The 20,535-nt window shown below is 64.3% G+C and carries 23 protein-coding genes; 13 read left to right on the top strand and 10 right to left on the bottom strand.

Annotated elements, in window-relative coordinates:
• Position 1 precedes the first annotated feature (1 nt).
• Complete coding sequence (locus tag IE126_RS06640) at positions 2-3,106, top strand: efflux RND transporter permease subunit (protein ID WP_189380514.1); 3,105 nt, start codon at positions 2-4, stop codon at positions 3,104-3,106.
• 59 nt (positions 3,107-3,165) lie between these two features.
• Here the strand turns inward: IE126_RS06640 and map are convergent, their stop codons facing one another.
• The 5 genes from map to yajC are packed head-to-tail and all read right to left on the bottom strand — an operon-like array spanning position 3,166 to position 7,308.
• Positions 3,166-3,915 (bottom strand): type I methionyl aminopeptidase, encoded by a 750-nt coding sequence (map, locus tag IE126_RS06635; RefSeq protein WP_054303405.1) that lies wholly within the window; start codon positions 3,913-3,915, stop codon positions 3,166-3,168.
• Positions 3,912-4,277, bottom strand: a complete 366-nt coding sequence (locus IE126_RS06630) for an Mth938-like domain-containing protein (RefSeq protein ID WP_108126987.1) — start codon at positions 4,275-4,277, stop codon at positions 3,912-3,914. The genes map and IE126_RS06630 overlap by 4 nt, the downstream gene beginning before the upstream one ends.
• 10 nt (positions 4,278-4,287) lie before the next feature.
• Positions 4,288-5,268, bottom strand: a complete 981-nt coding sequence (gene secF / locus IE126_RS06625) for a protein translocase subunit SecF (protein WP_054303403.1) — start codon at positions 5,266-5,268, stop codon at positions 4,288-4,290.
• 13 nt (positions 5,269-5,281) lie between these two features.
• Positions 5,282-6,949, bottom strand: coding sequence for a protein translocase subunit SecD (gene secD, locus IE126_RS06620; protein ID WP_054303402.1), 1,668 nt, complete (start codon positions 6,947-6,949; stop codon positions 5,282-5,284).
• Positions 6,950-6,978: 29 nt separating this feature from the next.
• On the bottom strand, positions 6,979-7,308 hold the full coding sequence (yajC, locus tag IE126_RS06615; RefSeq protein WP_189380513.1) for a preprotein translocase subunit YajC: 330 nt from the start codon (positions 7,306-7,308) through the stop codon (positions 6,979-6,981).
• A gap of 217 nt (positions 7,309-7,525) precedes the next feature.
• Between yajC and serS the strand changes: the two genes are divergently transcribed.
• Entirely contained in the window at positions 7,526-8,815 is a 1,290-nt protein-coding gene (gene serS, locus IE126_RS06610; protein WP_189380512.1) for a serine--tRNA ligase, read from the top strand.
• Between the two features lie 102 nt (positions 8,816-8,917).
• Here the strand turns inward: serS and IE126_RS06605 are convergent, their stop codons facing one another.
• The 4 genes from IE126_RS06605 to IE126_RS06590 form a co-directional block, all read right to left on the bottom strand.
• Positions 8,918-9,523, bottom strand: coding sequence for a lytic transglycosylase domain-containing protein (locus tag IE126_RS06605; RefSeq protein ID WP_054303399.1), 606 nt, complete (start codon positions 9,521-9,523; stop codon positions 8,918-8,920).
• Positions 9,524-9,616: 93 nt separating this feature from the next.
• Complete coding sequence (locus tag IE126_RS06600) at positions 9,617-10,153, bottom strand: helix-turn-helix transcriptional regulator (RefSeq protein WP_108126989.1); 537 nt, start codon at positions 10,151-10,153, stop codon at positions 9,617-9,619.
• Between the two features lie 23 nt (positions 10,154-10,176).
• Positions 10,177-10,704 carry a cytochrome b/b6 domain-containing protein gene (locus IE126_RS06595; protein ID WP_054303397.1) on the bottom strand — a complete coding sequence of 176 codons (528 nt, stop codon included), beginning with the start codon at positions 10,702-10,704 and terminating at the stop codon, positions 10,177-10,179.
• Positions 10,705-10,782: 78 nt separating this feature from the next.
• On the bottom strand, positions 10,783-11,028 hold the full coding sequence (locus IE126_RS06590; protein ID WP_054303396.1) for a PepSY domain-containing protein: 246 nt from the start codon (positions 11,026-11,028) through the stop codon (positions 10,783-10,785).
• A 245-nt stretch (positions 11,029-11,273) separates the two neighbouring features.
• Between IE126_RS06590 and ssb the strand changes: the two genes are divergently transcribed.
• The 7 genes from ssb to IE126_RS06555 all read left to right on the top strand — a co-directional run bounded on the left by ssb (position 11,274) and on the right by IE126_RS06555 (position 16,639).
• Positions 11,274-11,840, top strand: a complete 567-nt coding sequence (gene ssb / locus IE126_RS06585) for a single-stranded DNA-binding protein (RefSeq protein ID WP_054303395.1) — start codon at positions 11,274-11,276, stop codon at positions 11,838-11,840.
• A gap of 25 nt (positions 11,841-11,865) precedes the next feature.
• Positions 11,866-12,807, top strand: a complete 942-nt coding sequence (locus IE126_RS06580; RefSeq protein WP_189380511.1) for an acyltransferase family protein — start codon at positions 11,866-11,868, stop codon at positions 12,805-12,807.
• 63 nt (positions 12,808-12,870) lie between these two features.
• Entirely contained in the window at positions 12,871-13,233 is a 363-nt protein-coding gene (locus tag IE126_RS06575) for an SUF system Fe-S cluster assembly protein (protein ID WP_054303393.1), read from the top strand.
• Between the two features lie 70 nt (positions 13,234-13,303).
• Positions 13,304-13,663 carry a HesB/IscA family protein gene (locus tag IE126_RS06570; RefSeq protein ID WP_054303392.1) on the top strand — a complete coding sequence of 120 codons (360 nt, stop codon included), beginning with the start codon at positions 13,304-13,306 and terminating at the stop codon, positions 13,661-13,663.
• A gap of 62 nt (positions 13,664-13,725) precedes the next feature.
• Complete coding sequence (tpiA, locus tag IE126_RS06565; RefSeq protein ID WP_108126993.1) at positions 13,726-14,469, top strand: triose-phosphate isomerase; 744 nt, start codon at positions 13,726-13,728, stop codon at positions 14,467-14,469.
• 78 nt (positions 14,470-14,547) lie between these two features.
• Positions 14,548-15,444 carry a DMT family transporter gene (locus IE126_RS06560; protein WP_158640438.1) on the top strand — a complete coding sequence of 299 codons (897 nt, stop codon included), beginning with the start codon at positions 14,548-14,550 and terminating at the stop codon, positions 15,442-15,444.
• 10 nt (positions 15,445-15,454) lie between these two features.
• Positions 15,455-16,639 carry a cytochrome P450 gene (locus tag IE126_RS06555; RefSeq protein ID WP_108126995.1) on the top strand — a complete coding sequence of 395 codons (1,185 nt, stop codon included), beginning with the start codon at positions 15,455-15,457 and terminating at the stop codon, positions 16,637-16,639.
• Between the two features lie 61 nt (positions 16,640-16,700).
• On the opposite strand, the gene IE126_RS06550 is transcribed toward IE126_RS06555, so the two are convergent.
• The gene (locus tag IE126_RS06550) at positions 16,701-17,672 is read right to left on the bottom strand and encodes a DUF808 domain-containing protein (RefSeq protein ID WP_189380510.1); all 972 of its coding nucleotides are present in this window, start codon (positions 17,670-17,672) and stop codon (positions 16,701-16,703) included.
• Between the two features lie 203 nt (positions 17,673-17,875).
• Between IE126_RS06550 and gap (IE126_RS06545) the strand changes: the two genes are divergently transcribed.
• The 4 genes from gap (IE126_RS06545) to IE126_RS06530 all read left to right on the top strand — a co-directional run bounded on the left by gap (IE126_RS06545) (position 17,876) and on the right by IE126_RS06530 (position 20,534).
• Complete coding sequence (gene gap / locus IE126_RS06545; protein WP_054303387.1) at positions 17,876-18,880, top strand: type I glyceraldehyde-3-phosphate dehydrogenase; 1,005 nt, start codon at positions 17,876-17,878, stop codon at positions 18,878-18,880.
• A gap of 10 nt (positions 18,881-18,890) precedes the next feature.
• The gene (locus IE126_RS06540) at positions 18,891-19,034 is read left to right on the top strand and encodes a hypothetical protein (protein WP_054303386.1); all 144 of its coding nucleotides are present in this window, start codon (positions 18,891-18,893) and stop codon (positions 19,032-19,034) included.
• Between the two features lie 114 nt (positions 19,035-19,148).
• Positions 19,149-20,150 carry a type I glyceraldehyde-3-phosphate dehydrogenase gene (gene gap, locus IE126_RS06535; RefSeq protein WP_108127418.1) on the top strand — a complete coding sequence of 334 codons (1,002 nt, stop codon included), beginning with the start codon at positions 19,149-19,151 and terminating at the stop codon, positions 20,148-20,150.
• A 216-nt stretch (positions 20,151-20,366) separates the two neighbouring features.
• A complete protein-coding gene (locus IE126_RS06530; protein WP_170120519.1) occupies positions 20,367-20,534 on the top strand; it encodes a hypothetical protein in 168 nt (55 codons plus the stop codon).
• Position 20,535: the final 1 nt, after the last annotated feature.

Here is a 20,535-nt window from a genome sequence, read left to right as displayed (position 1 = left end):
GATGGCGGGTTTCTTCATCGACCGGCCGGTCTTTGCCTGGGTTCTGGCCATCATCACCATGCTGGCGGGCGCCTGGGGGCTGACGACCCTGCCCGTCTCGCAATACCCCGACATCGCACCGACCACGATCCGCATTTCCGCAAGCTATCCCGGCGCCTCGGCGGAAACCATTGAGAACTCGGTCACTTCGGTAATGGAGGACGGGCTGACCGGCCTTGACGGCCTGCTTTACATGACCTCGTCCTCTTACGCATCGGGGCGCGCCACGGTCACGCTGACCTTCGGGGATTCGACCGACCCCGACATGGCGCAGATCCAGGTGCAGAACAAGTTGCAGCTGATCCAGAACGGCCTGCCGGAAACCGTGCGCCAGCGCGGCATCAGCGTCACGCGGTCGTCCTCGTCCATCCTGATGGTGGGGGCGCTGGTGTCGCGTGACGGGCGCTTCACCTCGTTGCAACTGGGCGATCTGATGGGCCAGATCGTCGAGGATGCGGTCTTGCGGACCGAAGGTGTTGGCTCGATCAACTCTTTCGGATCAGGCTATGCCATGCGCATCTGGCTCGATCCCCTGAAGATGGCGCAGTATCGGGTGACGACCGCAGATGTGACCTCGGCCGTATCGGAACAGAACAGCACAGTCACCGTGGGCAGCCTTGGCAGCCAGCCGGTCGTGCCGGGGCAGCAGTTGAGCGTGGCACTGAACGCGCAGGCGCAGCTTGCCACGGTGGAGGAGTTTGAACGCATCATCCTGCGCACCACCGCCGATGGCTCGACCGTCTTTCTGGGCGATGTCGCGCGGGTAGAGATCGGGCAGGAAAGCTATGGTGCGAGTTCGCGTTACAACGGCATGCCTGCCGCCGGTTTCGGTATCAACCTGGCCACCGGCGCCAATGCGGTGGACACTGCCGAGCGGGTGCGCGACACCCTGACCCGTGTCAGCGCCGCCCTGCCCGAAGGGGTCGAGGTGGTCTATCCCTATGACACCTCGCCCTTTGTGGAGGCCTCGATCGAGAAGGTCTATCACACGCTGGGCGAGGCGGTGGTGCTGGTGTTCCTCGTCATCCTCGTGTTCCTGCAAAGCTGGCGCGCGACGATCATCCCGACCATCGCTGTGCCGGTCGTGCTGCTGGGCACCTTCGGGATTCTGGCCGCGGCGGGCCTGACGATCAACACGCTGACCATGTTTGCGCTGGTGCTGGCCATCGGCCTCCTGGTCGATGACGCCATCGTGGTGGTGGAAAACGTTGAACGGGTGATGGAGGAAGAAGGGCTGGAGGCGCGCGAGGCCACGCGCAAATCCATGCACCAGATCACCCCCGCGCTGGTCGGCATTGCGCTGGTCCTGTCGGCGGTGTTCCTGCCGATGGCCTTCATGTCCGGCTCTACCGGCGTGATTTACCGGCAGTTCAGCGTCACCATCATCTCGGCCATGATGCTGTCGCTGGCTGTCGCGCTGATCCTGACCCCGGCGATGTGTGCGAGCCTCCTGCGCCCGCGCCGCCATGGTGACGGCATTGCCCCGGCGCGCTGGTTCAACCGGGGGCTGGACACCTCGACCAACGGCTATGTGCGGGTGGTGAAACACACCGTGTTGCGGCCATTCCGCATGGTGATCCTGTTGGGTGCCATCGGCGGTGGCGCGTTCTGGCTGTATCAACACCTGCCCGGCTCGTTCCTGCCGCAGGAGGATCAGGGCGTGTTGATGGCCCAGGTCCGGCTTTCGGAGGGATCGACCACCGCACAGACGCAGGCGGTGTTGGAAGAGGTGGAAAACTGGCTGCTGACGGAACAGGATGTCGTCGTCGCCTCTGCTTATGGCGCGCTTGGCTTTTCGTTTGGCGGTGGCGGGCAGAACTCTGCCATGCTGTTCGTGCGGCTGAAGGACTATGACGAACGCGCGGGCGGCGTGACGGCGGCGCAGTTTGCCCAGACCGCGAACCAGCGGTTTGGCGGGCATCGGGCCGGGCGCATCGTCTTTACCCAGCCGCCCGCCATTCAGGGTCTTGGCAATTCCTCGGGCTTCACGATGTATCTGCTGGATCAGGCCGGGAACGGCCAGGCCGCGCTGCAGGATGCTGCCACCGATCTGGTGGACCGCGCGACCGAGGACGGGCGCACCGGCTCGTTCCGGGGCTATGAGCAGACCTTCCGCCCGGCCCTGCGGCTGGATATCGACCAGCAGAAGGCCCGCGCCATGGGGCTGAGCCTCAGCGAGGTGAACAGCATGCTGGCGGTGATCTTCTCGGGGCGCGAGGTCAATGATTTCCCGCTTGGGACCGAGCTGAAGCCGGTGATCGTGCAGGGCGAGCCGGAATGGCGCATGCAGCCAGAGGATATCGACGGCTGGTTCGCCCGCAATTCCAGCGGTGAGATGGTGCCTTTTGCCGCCTTCATGTCACAGCGCTGGGATGAAACCTCACCCTCGCTGGATCGCTACGGCGGCGCGCGCGCCATCGAACTGTCGGGCGCGCCAACCGAGGGCACCAGCTCCGGTCAGGCGATGGAGGTGGTGGAGCAACTGGTCGCCGACCTGCCGGGCGGCTATGGCCTTGCCTGGACGGGGCTGTCCTATCAGGAACGGCTGTCGGGCAATCAGGCCCCCCTGCTGTTCGCCATGTCGGCGCTGGTAGTCTTCCTGTGCCTTGCCGCGCTTTACGAAAGCTGGACGGTGCCTTTCGCCGTCATGCTGTCGGTGCCGGTCGGCATTCTGGGGGCGCTGGGGTTTGCGCTGCTGTTCGGCCAGTCGAATGACGTCTATTTCAAGGTGGGGTTGCTCACCACCATCGGCCTTGCGGCGCGCAACGCGATCCTGATCGTTGAGTTCGCGCAAAGCTTGACCGAACGTGGCTATTCACTGGCCGAGGCCGCCGCCATGGCCGCGAAACAACGGTTGCGACCGATCCTGATGACCACATTCGCCTTCATGCTGGGGGTGTTGCCGCTTGCCATTGCGACCGGCGCCGGGGCCATGGCACAGCGCGCCATCGGCATCGGGGTGCTGGGCGGTATGACCTCTTCTGCGGTCATCGGCATCTTCATGGTGCCCGCCTTCTTTGTGATTGTGCGGCGGATGTTCCCGTCGAAGAAGCCGGTGACGGCTTAAAGAAAAACCGCCGCAGGGCATTCCCCTGCGGCGGTTTTACCCTGACGCGTGGTGCTGTGTCAGCCCGGCAGCGTCACCACTATCGGCCCGCGATCCGTGGCGACGACGGTATGTTCATATTGCACCACCGGGGCCGAGGGTTCGGCATAGAGCGTCCAGCCATCCTCGCCCTCCTCTGCCCAAAGCCCGCCGGTGGACAGGAATGGCTCTACCGTCAGCACAAGCCCTTTGGAAATGCGCCGCCGGTCGCCGCGCGTGGGCCAGGTGGCGATTTCCTCGGGCGCTTCGTGAAGGGCGCGACCGATGCCGTGACTGGCCAGATTGCGGATCAAGGTGTAACCCCGCGCCGAGGCAAAGCGCCCCACCGCCGCCCCGATCCCCGCCAGCGGTTTGCCGCTGCCAACCTGCGCCACACCGATCTCGGTCGCGCGCTTGCCGTCGCGGCAGAGCCGGTCCAGCACGGGCGAGACCTTGCCCAGCCGGAAGGTTGCGCCGGTATCGGCGAAGAAACCATCGCGCGAAGCGGAGACGTCGATATTCACCAGATCCCCCAGCGCCAGTTCGCGCGCGCCGGGAATGCCGTGGGCGATTTCCTCGTTCACACTGATGCAGGTTGCGCCGGGAAAGCCGTAGGTCGACTCAGGCGCCGAAATCGCCCCCTCCCGCTCCAGATGCGCGCGGCCGATTGCATCGAGCTCCAGCGTAGTCATGCCGGGCTGCATGGCACGGGCCATGACCTGAACGGTATCGGCGACAATACGACCGATACGGCGCAGCGCCTCCAGCTCGTCTTCCTGGGTGATCGTCATTCCGCGCCGCCGACCGGCAGCACCGCGATGGCGATGCGGCGGCCTTCGCTCAACAGCACGTTGTAGGTGCGGCAGGCAGCGGGCGAGGACATGACCTCGACACCAAGCCCCGCGGCCTCAAGTTCCGCGCGCAGGGTCGCCGGGGCATGGGCGATGTCGGCCCCCATGCCGAGGAAGATCACATCCACCTGGCCCGCCAGCGCCAGCAGCGCGGCTGTATCCTCCAGCCCACCCCAGGGGCCGGCGTCCCAGGGCGTGATGATGGCCGCGCCTTGCAGGGCGCGGCCCCCGATGCGGAAGAATCCGGGGCCATAGCCCTCGACCGGCTGCGCCTCGCCATAGCTGATCTCGGTCAGGCGCATCCGGTCCTCCTCAGGCGTCGATATTGGCGAATTCGTGATCGCCTTTCGACCGCTCTTTCTTCTGCTTCTCGCTGCGGTCTACCCCGAGCATCAGCACGATGTTTTTCGCCACATAAAGTGTCGAATAGGTGCCGATGATGACGCCGAAGAACATGGCGAAGACGAAGCCGCGGATCACGTCGCCACCGAAGATGATCAGCGCGGCCAGCGCCAGAAGCGTGGTCGTCGCGGTCATCACGGTGCGCGACAGGGTTTCGTTGGTGGTCAGGTTCATCATGTCGCGCAGCGGCATGGCCTTGTATTTCGCAAGGTTTTCCCGGAGCCGGTCGAAGATCACGACGGTATCGTTCACCGAATACCCAAGGATCGTCAGCAACGCCGCCACGATGGTCAGGTCGAACTTGAGCTGGAAGATCGCGAAGATGCCGACGGTGACCAGCACGTCATGCACAAGCGCGGCGACGGTTCCAACCGCGAACTGCCATTCGAAGCGCAGCCAGACGTAGAAGGCAATCCCCGCAGAAGCGGCGACCACAGCGATGACAGCCTTCCAGATCAGCTCTTGCGAGACTTTGGGGCCGACGGATTCGACCGAAGGAAAGGTGATCGCCTCGTCAACCTTCTTCAGCGCCTGTTCCACCGCGTCGATGGACTCGGGCGTCACGGCCTCGTCCCCTTCCTGTGGCGCGATGCGCAGCATGGCGACATGCTGATCCTCGCGGAAGGACGGGTCGAACACCTGCGTGATCGACACATCGCCCAGCCCCAGATCGGAAACAGCGGCGCGGTAGACCCCGACATCCACCGCATTGGTGCTTTCGGTACGGATCGTGGTGCCGCCCTTGAAGTCGATGCCGAAGTTCAGCCCCATGATGACGACCGCAAGGATCGACACGATGGAGGCGACGATGGACCCCCCGAAGGTGATCCACTGCCAGCGGAAGAAGTCGATGTTCGTCCTGGTCGGAACAAGTTTCAGACGGAAAGCCATGGCTGCCCCCTCCTCAGACGGTGATCGTCTTGGGGTGGCGCCACCCCAGATACAGATTGATGATCGCCCGCGTCACATAAACGGCGGTGAACATCGAGGTCATGATGCCGATGCCGGTGGTGACGGCGAAGCCGCGCACCGGGCCCGAGCCCACGACAAACATGATGACAGCGGTAATGATGCTGGTCAGGTTCGAGTCGACGATGGCCGACAGCGCCTTTCCAAAACCAATCTCGATGGCCGCGCCGGGCGATTTGCCCTCGCGCAACTCCTCGCGCACGCGTTCATAGATCAGCACGTTGGCATCGACCGCGACCCCCATGGTCAGAACGATCCCCGCAATCCCCGGCAGCGTCAGCGTGGCCCCGATGACCGAAAGCACGGCAAAGATCATGGCGATGTTGAAGGCCAGCGCGATCACGGCGAAGGTGCCGAAGATCCCATAGCTCGCGATCATGTAAAGCGCGACGAGACCCGCCCCGACCAGCGCCGCCTTCTGGCCCGCGTCGATACTGTCCTGCCCAAGTTCCGGGCCGATGGTCCGCTCTTCAAGGAAGGTCATTTCGGCCGGAAGCGCACCTGCGCGCAGCAGCACGGCCAGTTCGGTGCTTTGCTCGACGGTGAACTTGCCGGTGATGATGCCGCGTCCGCCGGGGATGTGGCTCTGGATCACCGGGGCAGAAATCACCTCGTTGTCCAGCACAATGGCGAAGGGCTTGCCGATGTTGTTGGCGGTATAGTCACCGAACTTGCGGGCGCCGCCCGCGTTGAACTGGAACTCCACCGCCGGGCGACCGTTCTGGTCGAAGGCGGGCTGGGCGTTCGTCAGTTCCTCGCCGGTCACAACCGGGGTCTGCTCGACAATATAGTAGACGCCCTTCTCATCCATCGACGGAAGAAGCTCATTGCGCGGCCCCGGATTGGCGCCTGCATCCTGCGTCACACTGACAACCGGATGGAACGTCAGCTTCGCGGTGGTGCCGATCAGCGATTTCAGTTCGGCCGCCGATCCGATGCCAGGCACCTGGATCAGGATGCGGTCTTCGCCCTGACGCTGGATCGTCGGTTCGCGGGTACCAACCTCGTCGACCCGGCGACGAATGATTTCAAGGCTTTGCTGGATCGTGCGCTGATCGGTGGCCTGCCGTTCGGCCTCCGAAAGCTGCACCACGATATCGGTGCCCTCAGAGGTGACCTCGATGTCGTTCGAGCCGATGCCCGTCAGGCTGACCACCGGGGTCGCCAGCGCGCGCACCTTCTCCAGCGCAACGGCCATGCCATCGGGATTGGAGATGGCGACGCGCAACACCCCGTCGACGGAGGGCTGGCGGCGCACATTGCCGACCTGATCGCGCACACCGCGCAGGGCGTCGCGCACATCGGGCCACATCGCGTCAATGCGGGCGGCATAGACATCCGCCACCTTGACTTCGGCCAGAAGATGCGCACCGCCCCGCAGGTCAAGCCCCAGCGGCACCACATAAGAGGGCAGCCAGTCGGGCCAGAGGCTGCGATCCGCCTCCTGCTCGGGCGTGGCCGTTCCGCCCGCCGTGGTGATCGCCGCTACGGCGTCGTTATGCTTTTCCACCCTGTCATAGAACAGGTTCGGTACGGAAAACGCGACACCGAGGAGCACAATGCTCCAGATCAGCAGGTTTTTCCACAGCGGGGTATGGGTCATGGCGGCCTTCCGTCCTCAGATGCCGGGCCTCAGGCGGCCGCGGCAGGCTCGGTCTTGTTCATAACCTGAACGATGGTCTGGCGCGGGGTCTTGACCACGACACCTTGCGCGATCTCGACATCCAGCATGCCGTCGTCATGCACCTTCACCACCTTGGCGACGATCCCGCCCTGGGTCAGCACCTGATCACCGCGGCGCAGCTGTTCCACCATGGCCTTGTGGTCTTTCATCTTCTTCTGCTGCGGGCGGATCAGCAGGAAATACATGATGCCGAAAATCAGGATCAGCGGCACGAAGCTGGTAAAGGCCGAGGCGGCGCCTGCTCCGGCGGCCTGCGCATAGGCGGGGGTTACGAACATGGGCGGTCGTCCTCTCGTTAGGCATGGGCCGGCGGGCCGGCTCTTTCGGTGGCGCAACCTATCCGCGCCCCGGGTTCAAGGCAAGGCACGCAGGTGCCTGCCCGCGCTGCACATAGGTGTGAGCGAGCGGGCAGCCAAGGGGCGCACTGCCTTTCCGCTTCACCACGGCGCGCCGATGTTGCATATGAAGGGCATTCGTGACTTGGAGATCAGAGAAATGCACGACATCCGCGCCATCCGCGAAAATCCCGCCGCTTTCGATGCCGCCCTGGCACGCCGGGGTCTTTCGCCGCTGTCGTCGGAGGTGCTGGCGCTGGACGAGGCACGGCGCGCGCTGATCCATGCGGCCGAAACCGCACAGGCGGCGCAGAACGCGGCCTCCAAACAGGTGGGCGCGGCCAAGGCTAAGGGCGACGACGCGGAATTCGAGCGTCTGCGCGCGCTGGTGGCCCAGAAGAAGGCCGAGATCGCGGCGATGACCGCCGAGGCCGATCAGAAGGATGCCGCGCTGCGTGACATGCTGATGCGCATTCCGAACAGCCCGCTGCCCGAAGTGCCCGAAGGCGCCGATGAGGCGGGGAATGTAGAACTGCGCCGCTGGGGCACGCCCCGCACCTTTGATTTCGCGCCGAAGGAGCATTTCGACATCGCCGGCGTGAAACCGGGGATGGATTTCGCAACTGCCGCGAAGCTGTCGGGCTCGCGCTTCGTGGTGCTGCGCGGCGCGGTGATCCGCGTGCATCGCGCGCTGGCGCAGCTGATGCTGGACACCCATGTCGGAGACCACGGGCTGACCGAGACCTGGACCCCGGTTCTGGTCAAGGAAGAGGCGATGTATGGCACCAACCAGCTGCCGAAATTCGCCGAAGACAGCTATCAGACCACGAATGGCTGGTGGCTCGTGCCCACATCGGAAGTGACGCTGACCAACACGGTCGCGGGCGACATTCTGGACGAGGCCGCGCTGCCGATCCGCATGACCGCTCATACCCAGTGCTTCCGGTCCGAGGCCGGCTCGGCGGGCAAGGACACGACCGGGATGCTGCGCCAGCACCAGTTCGAGAAGGTCGAGATGGTGTCGATCACCACGCCCGAGGCCAGCCTTGCCGAACATGAGCGCATGACCCGCTGTGCCGAGGCGATCCTTGAGAAGCTGGGCCTGCCCTACCGGACCATCGTGCTTTGCACCGGCGACATGGGCTTTGGCGCGACCAAGACCCATGACCTTGAGGTCTGGCTGCCGGGGCAGAACACTTATCGCGAGATCAGCTCGGTCTCGGTCTGCGGCGATTTCCAGGCGCGGCGGATGAATGCGCGCTATCGCCCTGCGGGAGGGAAGCCCGAGTTTGTACATACGCTGAACGGATCGGGTCTGGCGGTCGGACGCTGCCTGATTGCGGTGCTGGAAAATGGCCAGCAGGCCGACGGCTCTGTCGATCTGCCCGAGGCGCTGTGGCCCTATCTGGGCGGCAAGCGGCGTATCGCAGCGAGCGGCGATCTGGCCTGACAGAACGAAGGGAGGGGGCTTTCTGCCCCCTCTTGCCTGCGGCAATTCACCCCGAGGATATTTGTGCCAGGATAAAGGCGCAGGGTGCGGGACGGCGGCCGATCAGCTGCCGAGGATCACCTTCACATAGTTCTTGGTTTCGGCATAGGGCGGGATGCCCCCATGCTTTTCCACGGCCAGCGGACCGGCGTTATAGGCCGCGAGCGCATGACGCCAGTTGCCGAATTTGCCATACATCATCGCCAGATAGCGCGCGCCGCCTTCCAGGTTCTGATGCGGGTCATTGATGTCGACGCGCAGCAGTCTTGCGGTATCGGGCATCAGTTGTGCAAGGCCGGTTGCCCCCTTGGGTGAGACGGCATTCGGGTTCCAGCCGCTTTCCTGCTGCACCAGCCGCAGGAACATGTCTTCCGGCACGCCATGCTTGCGCGCCATGGCCTTGGCAACCTCAAGATACTGGCCCTTGTAGCGCCCCGAATAGCGCGGCACCGCCGCGGCGGCCGCGTTCTCGATCTTCGGCTTGTTGGGCTTCAGACGGTCGGAACCTTCATATTGCTTGGCCAGACGGCCATCCAGCAGCGCCGTCTGCGACTTGAACAGCAAACCCCGGTTCTTGGTGGAGCCCGAAAGTTTCAGCCCGTCGGCATGAACCGGCCCGCAGAGCGAGACCCCCGCGACCAGGGCGAGCGAAACCACTTTCCGACGCATGAGCAAACCTTCGGCACCTAATTCCGTTGGGCAGGACTATACGAATTTTCGTCTCGTCTGCCAGAGGATTCGCCGCCCGCCGCCCCGGCCCGGTCAGCCCTGCGCCGGAGCGTTCGGCAGGTTCCCGCCGCCACCGACCAGCGGCGCGCGCAGAAGATCCTCGATCAGGAGCGAGGTCAATTGCCCGCGCCCCGTCACTCCGGCCTTGCGGTAGATGGCGTTCAGATGGGTCTTCACCGTCGCTTCGGCAGAGCCGCGGAAGCCCGCGATCTCGGCGATGGAATAGCCCTTGATAGTGAAGGCCGCGATGTCCTGTTCCGAGGGGGTCAGCTTCCAGTCGCGGAAATAGTTCTCCATGACCTCGTGCAGCGCCCCGGCCGCCACGCTCATCTGCCGTTCCAGCTGCGCCTGGCGGCGCAGAAGCCGAAGCAGGTAGCGCAATTCGAAAGCGACCCCCAGCACAAGGCCGATGGTCGCCCCCAGTTCCGGCATGGTGTGCAGGTCGCGGACGCTTGCCCAGCCCTCGGCCCCGATATCCTCGATCACATCGGCGATGAAGAACAACACGCAGACACTTTGAAACAGGATCAGCGCGGCGAGGCCGATCGGGCGCGCGGGAGTGAAAGGCATGGTCGGGCAGTTCCGTCTGTCGGTCAGTCGCGGGGAAGTCTCTTGTAACCCGTAACCATCGACACGGGAAGGTTGATCCGCAGGCGGCGGCTTTCCAGCGCAACGGCAGCGATATGGGCGACCACCGAAATCTCGGCCCAGGTCACCGCGACCTCGTGCAGTTCCTCAACCCATTCCCGCCCGAAGAACATGAGCGTGGTCTGCATATAGCCACTGATACCGACAATAATCAGCGTGATCAGCAGGTTATAGATCATCAGCGCACCCAGCGGCGAATGGCCGTGATGCGGACGGCGGCGCCATGCAGCCATTTCGGCGGCCTGATCGAAGGCGGCGGAAAGGCTGGGCGGGAAATCGCTGAACCGGGCGTGGCGGCTGCCAATCACCCCCCAGACGATCCGCGCGGCGACAAGGGCCAGCACGAAATACCCGATCCAGTGGTGCAGATCGTGTTCGGGATTGGTGAACAGGGCATTGGCCGCAAAGGCCAGCGCCAGTGACCAGTGAAAGAGACGCACGAAGCCGTCCCATATGTAGGTTTTTTCAGTCATGCTTCGCATCCTGCTTCATCACTGCACATCGTCGACAGCCGGTCCGCCCTCCCGGACGAACCGGCCGGGTGCGGCGGATTATTCGTCGTTCGACTTGACGATGTTCATGGCGTCATCGAGGTACAGTTCGAAAGTCTTGCCGTCTTTCACGGCGTAAACTTCGATCATGCCGTCTTCCATATCGACCTTGCGGACCTCGTAGCCCTGCGCGGTCATGGCGGCAGTGACCTTCTCGCGGGTCGCATCGTCAATCTTGTCGCCCGAAGCGAAGACCGGAGCGGCAACGGCGAGGAAAGCGGCGGCGAGGAGGGGAAGGGTTTTCATCTTGCGTCCTTTCGGGAGCGTTTCGGGTTGCGCCGTGCCGTGGTGGCAGGGCTGGGGCCGATTTGCCCGGTGATCTGCCGGGCCGCCATCCGCAGCGGGTCGCAGGAACCGGCCCTGCAACCCCGGTTGCAGGGGGTTTTCGCAGGCGTTGAAGCCCGCCCCCCGGCCCGTTATAGGAGAGACAACGGAATGTTTACCAAAGCGGGCCAGCCTTGGCCTCGCGGACGAGAATCGAGGGAGTGCGCATGGCGGGTTCGGTCAACAAGGTCATCATCGTGGGGAACCTCGGCCGCGACCCGGAGGTGCGCAGCTTCCAGAACGGCGGCAAGGTCGTGAACCTGCGCATCGCCACCTCTGAAACCTGGCGCGACCGCAACTCGGGCGAGCGCAAGGAGCGCACCGAATGGCATTCGGTCGCCATCTTCAGCGAGCCGCTGGCCAAAATCGCCGAGCAATATCTGCGCAAGGGCAGCAAGGTCTATATCGAAGGCCAGCTGGAAACCCGCAAATGGCAGGATCAGAGCGGCCAGGATCGCTACACGACCGAAATCGTGCTGCGTCCCTATCGGGGGGAGCTCACGTTGCTGGATGGGCGCGGCGAAGGCGGCGGCTCGGGCGGTGGCGGCTATGACGATCAGGGTGGCGGCTACGGCGGCGGCAATGATTACGAGGGCGGCCGGGGCGGTGGCAGCTATGGCGGCAGTTCGGGTGGTGGTTACGGCGGTGGCCGTTCAGGTGGCGGCGGTGGCCAGCAGGGTGGCTTCGGCGGCGGCGGTGGCCGCAACGATATGGATGACGAAATCCCGTTCTGAGCCCCGGACAAGCTGACCGACCGCCATGCAACGCCGCCGCACGCTTGACCTGTTGAAGCTGGCGCTGGCCGTCATGGTGGTCGGCATCCACGTCAATCCCTTTGGGATCGACAGCCGCGCCGTGGTGCTGATCACCGGCGACGGGCTGTTTCGGGTCGCCGTGCCCGCCTTCTTTGTGATCAATGGCTATTTCTTCCAGCCGCGCGTGGCTGCCTGCACCGTCGGCCCCTATCTGCGGCGGCTGGTCTGGCTGTATCTGGTTTGGATGGCGCTGTACCTGCCGGTCTGGCAAAGTGCCTTCTTCGCCTCGGACTGGCTGACCATCGGACGGGTCTGGGCGGTGGGCTGGTGGCATCTGTGGTATCTGATCGCCGCCGCGCTGGCTGCCGCGCTTGCGACTCTGGTCGCGCACTGGTCAACCCAACGCCTGCTGGCACTGGCCGGTCTGGCCTTTCTGGCCGGAGCGGCGGTGATGTGGGGCTTTGCCTGGCAGATCTGGCCTCCGACGCCCTATTGGGTGGGCAGCCCGGTCTGGTTGCACCGGAACGGGCTGTTCCTCGGTCTGCCCTTCTTCCTGCTCGGCCTGCTGATCCGCCGTCACGACCTGCCTGCCCGGCTGGACCGGAACCATGTCGGCATTGTCGCCCTGCTGGCCTGCGCCGCGCTGCCACTGGAATCGCTGGCGCTGGAGGCCATCGCCCCGCAGGGCGTCAGCCATGACAACCTGCTGGGGCTGGCCGTCGCCGCACCTGCGCTTGTGCTCTGGGCGCTGATGGGCCGCAGCAAGACCACCCGCGATTACGGCACCATGGCCAATGCGATCTACTTTTTACATGTGTTCTTCGTGGCCTGGACGATCCGCCTGACCGACCTGCCCTACCCTCTGGTTTTCCTCTGGGCGCTCGCCGGCTCTGCCCTGCTGGGCTGGGGGATGATCCGCAGCGGGCTGGCGCGGCGGTTGCTGTAACGCCGCTCTGGACCTTCGCCCGGCAATCCCTATATATTCGGTCAACTAAATCGCGAGAGACCCATGACCGAGGCTCAGGACCAGATCGAGGGCGCCCCCCTCATCAAACCCTCCACCACCGACCATCCGCTTTATGACAATGTGGTGGAGGCCTGCCGCACTGTGTTCGACCCGGAAATTCCGGTGAACATCTTCGACCTTGGCCTTGTCTATACGGTCGAGATCGGCAGCGCGAACGAGGTGGAGATCGTGATGACCCTCACCGCTCCCGGCTGCCCGGTCGCGGGTGAGATGCCGGGTTGGGTGCAGGACGCTGTGGAGGCCGTGCCGGGCGTGCAATCGGTGCGCGTGCTGATGACCTTCGATCCGCCCTGGGGCATGGAAATGATGTCCGATGAGGCGCGGCTGGAACTGGGGTTCATGTAACCCCCGTGCCACCCCTTGAGGTGGCAGGCGCAAAAACCTATGTTTGTGCCATAGCATAAGGACCAACCCGATGTTCGGCATCCCCGGCAAGCAAGCCGTCACACTGACCCCCGCTGCGACCAGGCAGATCCTCCGTCTGATGGAAAAACAGGCGGCGCAGGGTCTGCGCATCGGCGTCAAGAAGGGTGGCTGCGCCGGGATGGAATACACCATGGATTACGTCTCCGAGGTGAATCCGCTGGACGAGGTGATCGAACAGGACGGCGCGCGGGTGCTGATTGCCCCCATGGCGCAGATGTTCCTCTTCGGAACCGAGATTGATTATCAGGTTTCGGCGCTGGAAGCAGGCTTCCGCTTCAACAATCCGAATGTGGTGGAGGCCTGCGGTTGCGGCGAATCCATCAAGTTCCGCGACGCCCCCGCAAGCTGAACCCTTCCCACCGGCGGACAGGTTTGGCATAACCCCTTCCGAACTTTTGGAAAGGGATGGATATGCGCAGACTGGCCGCCGGAAACTGGAAGATGAACGGCACCGCCGCCGATCTGGCCGAAGTGGTGGCGCTGACCGCCGCGCATCCGGCCCCCGGTTGTGACATGCTGCTCTGCCCGCCCGCCACGCTGATCGACCGCATGGCCCGCGCCGCCCATGGCACTGCGCTGCGCATTGGCGGGCAGGATTGCCACGCCAGGGCCACTGGCGCCCATACCGGCGATGTTTCCGCACCGATGCTGGCCGAGGCCGGGGCGTCTTATGTCATCCTTGGCCATTCCGAACGTCGCGCCGATCATGGCGAAACCGATGCGCAGGTCCGCGCGAAGGCCGAAGCCGCCTGGACAAGCGGCCTGATCGCCGTGATTTGCGTCGGCGAGACCGAGGCGGAACGCGATGCCGGTCAGGCGCTGGCCGTGGTCGGGCGGCAGGTCGAAGGCTCGGTGCCCGATGGCGCCACGGCAGAAAACATCGTGATCGCCTATGAGCCGGTCTGGGCCATCGGCACGGGCCGCACCCCCACCCTGCATGAAATCGCCGAGGTCCACCGCTTCCTGCGCGCCGAACTGGTCAGCCGCTTCGGTGCGGCGGCCAAGGGTATCCGCCTGCTCTACGGTGGCTCTGTGAAACCCTCGAATGCGGCCGAAATCTTTGCCACGGCCGAGGTCAATGGCGCGCTGGTGGGCGGGGCGAGCCTCAAAGCCGCCGATTTCGGCGCCATCGTCGCGGCGCTGTCGGCAGCTTGACCCTCAGCGACATCGCCGGTCGCATATGGTCGCGCGGCTGCGCGCGGCCCGCGCCAGTCTGGCGTCATGCGCATCCCGATGACTCCGCTTCTGGCAAACCTTCTCTGCCTCGGCTCCATGCTGGTCTGGGCCATGGGCCTGCCCGCCGCCGAATATCTGATCGGGCCGATCCCTGCCCTTCCCCTGACTGCGATGCGCATGTCGATCGCGGCGGCGGTGCTGTTGCCGGTCTGGCTGCTGATCGAAGGCCCCGCCCGACTCCGTGCCGCACCATGGCGCCGGGGCCTTGTGCTGGGCGGGCTGAGCTTCGGGCTCAGCGGCGTGCTGCTGGTCATGGCACAGGCGGCAACCGATCCGGTGACAGTGGCGGTGATTTCTTCCGCCATGCCGGTCATCGGCATCGCCATCGAATGCACGGCTGACGGGCGGCGGCTGACCCTGCCGCTGACCCTTGGCCTTGCCCTCTCGGTCGCGGGCGGTATCGTCAGTCTTGGTGGCACCCTCGGCGCGGTGGATCTGGGCTTCGGCGCGTTTTGCGCCGCCGCCTCGATCCTCGCCTATACGCTCGGCTCGCGGTTCAGCGTCACCGCCCTGCCAGGGCTGAGCGCATGGGGCCGAACCACCGTCACCCTGGCGGGCGCGGGGCTTGCCACCGGCATTGGCGCCGGGATTTCCGCCCTGACAGGCGGGCCAGCGGTGCAATGGGCCGCCATTGGCCCGACCGAAGTCGCGGCACTCGCGGTATTTTCGATCTGCGGCATGGCTTTGTGCCAGATCCTGTGGATCGCCTCGGTCTCGCATCTTGGCATCGGCTTCGCGGCACTGCATATGAACGCGGCGCCCTTCTATGTGATGCTGTTTCTCAGCCTGCTGGGACAGCCATGGAACTGGGTTCAGGCCTTGGGCGCGGCCATCGTGGGCACAGGCGTGCTGATCGCACAGCACCGGCCCGCACTGGCCCGATCCCCCTCCTGACGGAACCAGAATGCAAAGCTTCAGCCAGTCCCCTACCGATCCCGATTTTGTGCAGAACCCCTACCCGTTCTATGAACGCGCCCGCGCCGCGGGGCCGTTCTTCCTGTGGCAGGATTACGGGCTGATCTCGACAGGCAATTACGCCGCCGCCAATGCGATCTACCGCGACCGTCGCTTCGGCCGTGAAATCCCGCCCGGGGCGCGACAGCCGATCCCCGACCGGCTCGCCCCGTTCTACGCGGTCGAGGCGCATTCCATGCTGGAACTGGAGCCGCCGCGCCACACCCGCCTGCGCAGTCTCGTGCTGCGCGCCTTCACCTCGCGCCGTATCGCCGCGCTGGCGCCGGAAATCACCGCGCTGTGCCACGATCTGATCGACGGACTTCCGCAAGGTGAATTCGATCTGCTGGCGGAGTTCGGCCAGCGCCTGCCGGTCATCGTCATCGCCCGCCTGCTGGGCGTGCCCGAAGAAATGGCACCGGACCTGCTGCGCTGGTCCAATGCCATGGTCGGCATGTATCAGGCCGGACGCGACCGCGCGCGCGAGGATGCGGCGGTGGCCGCGACCCAGGATTTCGTCGCGTTCATGCGCCGCTATGTCGAAGACCGCCGCAAGACCCCGCGCGACGACCTGATCACCGCGCTGATCGCAGCCGAGGAAGCGGGCGAGAAACTGTCGACCGACGAGCTGATCACCACCTGCATCCTGCTGCTGAACGCCGGGCACGAGGCAACGGTGCACAGTATCGGCAATGGGGTGAAGCTGCTTCTTGAACACGAAACCCCGCGCAGCACCCTCTCCACAGAGGCCATCACGGGCACGGTGGAGGAAATCCTGCGCCTTGATCCGCCGCTGCACGCCTTCACCCGCTGGGCCTATAAAGAGGTCGAGGTCATGGGCACCTGCATCCCGAAAGGCGCCGAGGTGCAGATCCTGCTCGCTGCCGCCAACCGCGATCCGGCCGCCTTCGATACGCCCGCCCGTTTCGATCCTGCCCGCCCGGTGAAACCAAACCTCAGCTTTGGTGCGGGCATCCATTTCTGCGTCGGCGCCCCGCTGGCCCGGCTGGAATTGCAGATTGCGCTGCCGATCCTGTTCGACCGCCTGCCCGGCCTGCGCCTCGCCGCACCGCCGCGTTACGGCGATGTCTACCATTTCCACGGGCTCGAAGCCCTCCGCGTCACCCCGACCTGAGCCTCTTGCTTCTTGCAAAAATACTCAAAATCCCCGTCGCGGCACCCGCGCCGGGCCAGGGTTAATGCGCCGCCGGCTTGCGCCCGGTCAGCGCCGCCACCACCGGCCCGATAACCCGCGTCACCACCGGGACCAGCAGCAATCCATAAAGCAGCCCCAGCACCCCGTCGCAGAAAGCCGTTACCGCCCAAGCCACCAGCCCGGTCGCCATCGGCACGGCCCCGGCGGCGAGTTCGGCAAGATGATGGATGCTGGCATAGGGTTCGTGGAGGCCAAGCTCATGCAGCCCGTGAATCACGATATTGCCACCGACCCACAGCATCGCCAGCGTCCCGACCGAGGACAGCACCGCCAAAAGCTTCGGCATCCCCCGCACAAGCCCGCGCCCGAGGCCCCGGACCGCAGATCCGCGCGCGGTGCGGGCCAGGTGCAGGCCTACATCATCCATTTTCACGATCAGCGCGACAGCACCATAAACCGCCGCCGTGATCATCACACCCACCACGGCGAGGGTGATGGCCTCCATCCACGGGCCGCTGTCGGGAATGGCGGCCAGCGAGATGGTCATGATCTCGGCGGACAGGATGAAATCGGTCTTGATGGCACCCGCGACCTTTTCTTCCTCCAGATGTGCCGGATCACGGGTATCGAAATCCTGCTCCACCGCCGCATCGGCATGGGGAGCGAACAGGTGCAGCACCTTCTCCGCCCCTTCGAAACACAAATAGCTGCCGCCCAGCATCAGAAGCGGGGTGATGAAGCCCGGTGCGAAATGGTTCAGCGCCAGCAGCGCGGGCAACAGGATCAGCAGCTTGTTGCGCACCGAACCCAACGCGATGCGTCCGATGATCGGCAGTTCCCGATCCGCAGAGAAACCATGCACATAGGCAGGCGTCACTGCGGTATCGTCGATCAGGACGCCAGCCGCCTTGGCCCCCGCCTTGGCCGCCGCGGCCGCCACATCATCGACCGAAGCCGCCGCGACCTTGGCAATGGCCGCCACATCATCCAGCAGTGCCAGCAAACCGCTCATTACATTCTCCACATCGCACGCCCCGTCAGACTAGCGAAGCTGCGGCGCGGCGAAAAGGTGCCAAAGGGCAGTATTTGTTAGCGAAAACACCGGAAGTTTGCGCTAACATTTTGAAAATGTGTCGTTTTCCAGCTTCCCTGACTCCCCCGCATCAGTTTATAGCCTGCCGCAGTTGCGGGGCTGGAACCACGGAGACGCGAGACATGACCATCACCATCGGCATCAATGGCTTTGGCCGCATCGGGCGCTGCACCCTCGCGCATATCGCGGAATCTGCCCGCAACGATGTGCAGGTCGTGGCGATCAACGCCACCGGCCCAATCGAAACCAATGCCCATCTGCTGAAATATGACAGCGTGCATGGCCGCTTCCCCGGCAAGGTGTCGGTCGAGGGCGATACGCTGGATCTGGGCCGCGGCCCGATCCGGGTGATGTCGACCTACAACCCTGACGAGCTGGACTGGGAAGGCATCGACGTCGTGCTGGAATGCACCGGCAAGTTCAATGACCGCGACAAGGCCGCCGTCCACCTTGGTCGTGGCGCCAAGCGCGTACTGGTGTCGGCCCCCGCCAAGAATGCCGACAAGACCATCGTCTACGGCGTGAACCATCGTTCGCTGCTGTCGGAACACCTGGTTGTCTCCAACGGTTCCTGCACCACCAACTGCCTCGCGCCGCTGGCCAAGGTGCTGAACGATGCCATCGGGATCGAAAGCGGCATCATGACCACGATCCATTCCTACACCGGCGACCAGCCGACGCTGGACCGCCGCCACAAGGATCTGTATCGCGCCCGCGCCGCCGCCATGGCGATGATCCCTACCTCCACCGGCGCCGCCAAGGCCATCGGCGAGGTGCTGCCGGAACTGAAGGGCAAGCTGGACGGTTCCGCCATCCGTGTGCCGACGCCGAACGTCTCGGCGGTCGACCTGACCTTCGTAGCAGGCAAGGATGTGACCGTCGCCGACGTGAACGAGATCGTGCGCGAAGCCGCTGCTGGCCATATGGGTGCGGTTCTGGCCTATGATCCGGAGCCCAAGGTCTCGATCGACTTCAATCACACCAGCCATTCGTCTATCTTCGCCCCTGACCAGACCAAGGTCGTCGGCGGCCGGACCGTCCGCGTTCTGGCATGGTATGACAATGAATGGGGCTTCTCCTGCCGGATGGCCGATGTGGCCGGTGCGATGGGGCGGCTCCTCCAGTAACGGAGGGGTCGTGACCGACCGCATCGCTCTTGTTCTTGGCCTGCTGATTGTGGGTCTTGTCGGCCTCGACGTTTTCCTGAACGACGGGGCCAGTCTTATTTTTCTGGCCCGCAAGTTGCTGAGCCTGATGGATTACCTGCGCTTCTGGAAGTGACGCAGCCCCTGGGTCGCGGAGTTTTCGGTTGATCTTTGAGTTGTTTTCGCCATGTTAGCGCTACCAGAGCTGGCCGATTCGTCGGCCGGGCCGTGCATGGACAAGGAGGCAGCCATGACCGTCAAAGTTGCTATCAACGGATTCGGACGTATCGGGCGCAACGTTCTGCGCGCTATCATCGAATCGGGCCGCACCGATATCGAGGTCGTGGCGATCAACGATCTGGGTCCGGTGGAAACCAACGCACACCTTCTGCGCTTCGATTCCGTCCATGGCCGCTTCCCGGTCGAGGTCACCACCGGAGACGACTGGATTGACGTCGGCCGTGGCCCGATGCGGGTGACAGCCCTGCGGAACCCGGCGGACCTGCCGTGGTCGGATGTCGATGTGGTGATGGAATGCACCGGCATCTTCACCAGCAAGGAAAAATGCCTCGCGCACCTGGAAAATGGCTCGAAACGCGTGCTGATCTCGGCCCCCGGCGAGGGTGCCGACAAAACCATCGTCTACGGGGTGAACCACGACACTCTGACGGCGGATGACCTGATCGTCTCAAACGCCTCCTGCACCACCAACTGCCTCAGCCCCGTCGCCAAGGTGCTGAACGATGCCATCGGCATCGAAAAAGGCATGATGACCACGATCCACAGCTATACCGGCGACCAGCCGACGCTGGATACGATGCACAAGGATCTGTATCGCGCCCGCGCCGCCGCCCTGTCGATGATCCCCACCTCCACTGGCGCCGCCAAGGCGGTGGGTCTGGTGCTGCCCGATCTGAAGGGAAAGCTCGACGGTTTCGCAATCCGGGTGCCGACGCCCAATGTCTCGGTCGTGGATCTGAAGTTCCTCGCGAAGCGCGACACCACGGTGGAAGAGGTGAATGCCGCAATCAAGGCGGCTGCCGATGGCCCGCTGAAGGGCATTCTGGGCTACACGCTGTTCAAGAATGTCTCGTCCGACTTCAACCATGACCCGCATTCCAGCATCTTCCACATGGACCAGACCAAGGTGATGGACGGCCGCTTCGTGTCGATCCTCAGCTGGTATGACAATGAATGGGGTTTCTCGAACCGCATGGCGGACACCGCCGTGGCCATGGGCAAGCTGATCTGAGCCCCGCCAGGGATTTCTCTGAAAATCCTTGCAAATTTCCTGCAAGAGATCTGGGGCGCTTTCGGGCGCCCTTTGTCTTTTCCTCCAGCCATGCGGATGCTGCATTGCGGCATTGCCCGGGCTCACCTTGTTAGCGCTACCTTTCGAGCGCATCTAGGCAGTGTGACAGGCATCCGGCCTGACACGTTGACGCCACGAGATGTGGAAGGAAAAGATATGACGAACCTCATCGCTCGCCTGAAATCTGCCGCGGAAAAACGCGCGCGCTATATCGAAACCCGCAACGAGATCGCGCGGCTGCCGCAGGATGTGGCACTGGATCTGGGGCTGTTCCCCGGCGACGCGCATCGCATCGCGCATCAGGCGGTTTATGGCCGGGGCTGAA

Origin of the sequence: Gemmobacter nanjingensis (assembly GCF_014652195.1) — a bacterium.
Lineage (GTDB): Bacteria > Pseudomonadota > Alphaproteobacteria > Rhodobacterales > Rhodobacteraceae > Gemmobacter > Gemmobacter caeni.
This window is presented reverse-complemented; position numbering and strand designations above follow the sequence as displayed.

Bases quoted from the DNA above. Each gene is read 5' to 3' on its own strand.
- IE126_RS06640 (WP_189380514.1), top strand. From the start codon at position 2: ATGGCGGGTTTCTTCATCGACCGGCCGGTCTTTGCCTGGGTTCTGGCC.
- map (WP_054303405.1), bottom strand. From the start codon at position 3,915: ATGACGATCACCCAGGAAGACGAGCTGGAGGCGCTGCGCCGTATCGGT.
- IE126_RS06630 (WP_108126987.1), bottom strand. From the start codon at position 4,277: ATGCGCCTGACCGAGATCAGCTATGGCGAGGCGCAGCCGGTCGAGGGC.
- secF (WP_054303403.1), bottom strand. From the start codon at position 5,268: ATGGCTTTCCGTCTGAAACTTGTTCCGACCAGGACGAACATCGACTTC.
- secD (WP_054303402.1), bottom strand. From the start codon at position 6,949: ATGACCCATACCCCGCTGTGGAAAAACCTGCTGATCTGGAGCATTGTG.
- yajC (WP_189380513.1), bottom strand. From the start codon at position 7,308: ATGTTCGTAACCCCCGCCTATGCGCAGGCCGCCGGAGCAGGCGCCGCC.
- serS (WP_189380512.1), top strand. From the start codon at position 7,526: ATGCACGACATCCGCGCCATCCGCGAAAATCCCGCCGCTTTCGATGCC.
- IE126_RS06605 (WP_054303399.1), bottom strand. From the start codon at position 9,523: ATGCGTCGGAAAGTGGTTTCGCTCGCCCTGGTCGCGGGGGTCTCGCTC.
- IE126_RS06600 (WP_108126989.1), bottom strand. From the start codon at position 10,153: ATGCCTTTCACTCCCGCGCGCCCGATCGGCCTCGCCGCGCTGATCCTG.
- IE126_RS06595 (WP_054303397.1), bottom strand. From the start codon at position 10,704: ATGACTGAAAAAACCTACATATGGGACGGCTTCGTGCGTCTCTTTCAC.
- IE126_RS06590 (WP_054303396.1), bottom strand. From the start codon at position 11,028: ATGAAAACCCTTCCCCTCCTCGCCGCCGCTTTCCTCGCCGTTGCCGCT.
- ssb (WP_054303395.1), top strand. From the start codon at position 11,274: ATGGCGGGTTCGGTCAACAAGGTCATCATCGTGGGGAACCTCGGCCGC.
- IE126_RS06580 (WP_189380511.1), top strand. From the start codon at position 11,866: ATGCAACGCCGCCGCACGCTTGACCTGTTGAAGCTGGCGCTGGCCGTC.
- IE126_RS06575 (WP_054303393.1), top strand. From the start codon at position 12,871: ATGACCGAGGCTCAGGACCAGATCGAGGGCGCCCCCCTCATCAAACCC.
- IE126_RS06570 (WP_054303392.1), top strand. From the start codon at position 13,304: ATGTTCGGCATCCCCGGCAAGCAAGCCGTCACACTGACCCCCGCTGCG.
- tpiA (WP_108126993.1), top strand. From the start codon at position 13,726: ATGCGCAGACTGGCCGCCGGAAACTGGAAGATGAACGGCACCGCCGCC.
- IE126_RS06560 (WP_158640438.1), top strand. From the start codon at position 14,548: ATGACTCCGCTTCTGGCAAACCTTCTCTGCCTCGGCTCCATGCTGGTC.
- IE126_RS06555 (WP_108126995.1), top strand. From the start codon at position 15,455: ATGCAAAGCTTCAGCCAGTCCCCTACCGATCCCGATTTTGTGCAGAAC.
- IE126_RS06550 (WP_189380510.1), bottom strand. From the start codon at position 17,672: ATGAGCGGTTTGCTGGCACTGCTGGATGATGTGGCGGCCATTGCCAAG.
- gap (WP_054303387.1), top strand. From the start codon at position 17,876: ATGACCATCACCATCGGCATCAATGGCTTTGGCCGCATCGGGCGCTGC.
- gap (WP_108127418.1), top strand. From the start codon at position 19,149: ATGACCGTCAAAGTTGCTATCAACGGATTCGGACGTATCGGGCGCAAC.
- IE126_RS06530 (WP_170120519.1), top strand. From the start codon at position 20,367: ATGACGAACCTCATCGCTCGCCTGAAATCTGCCGCGGAAAAACGCGCG.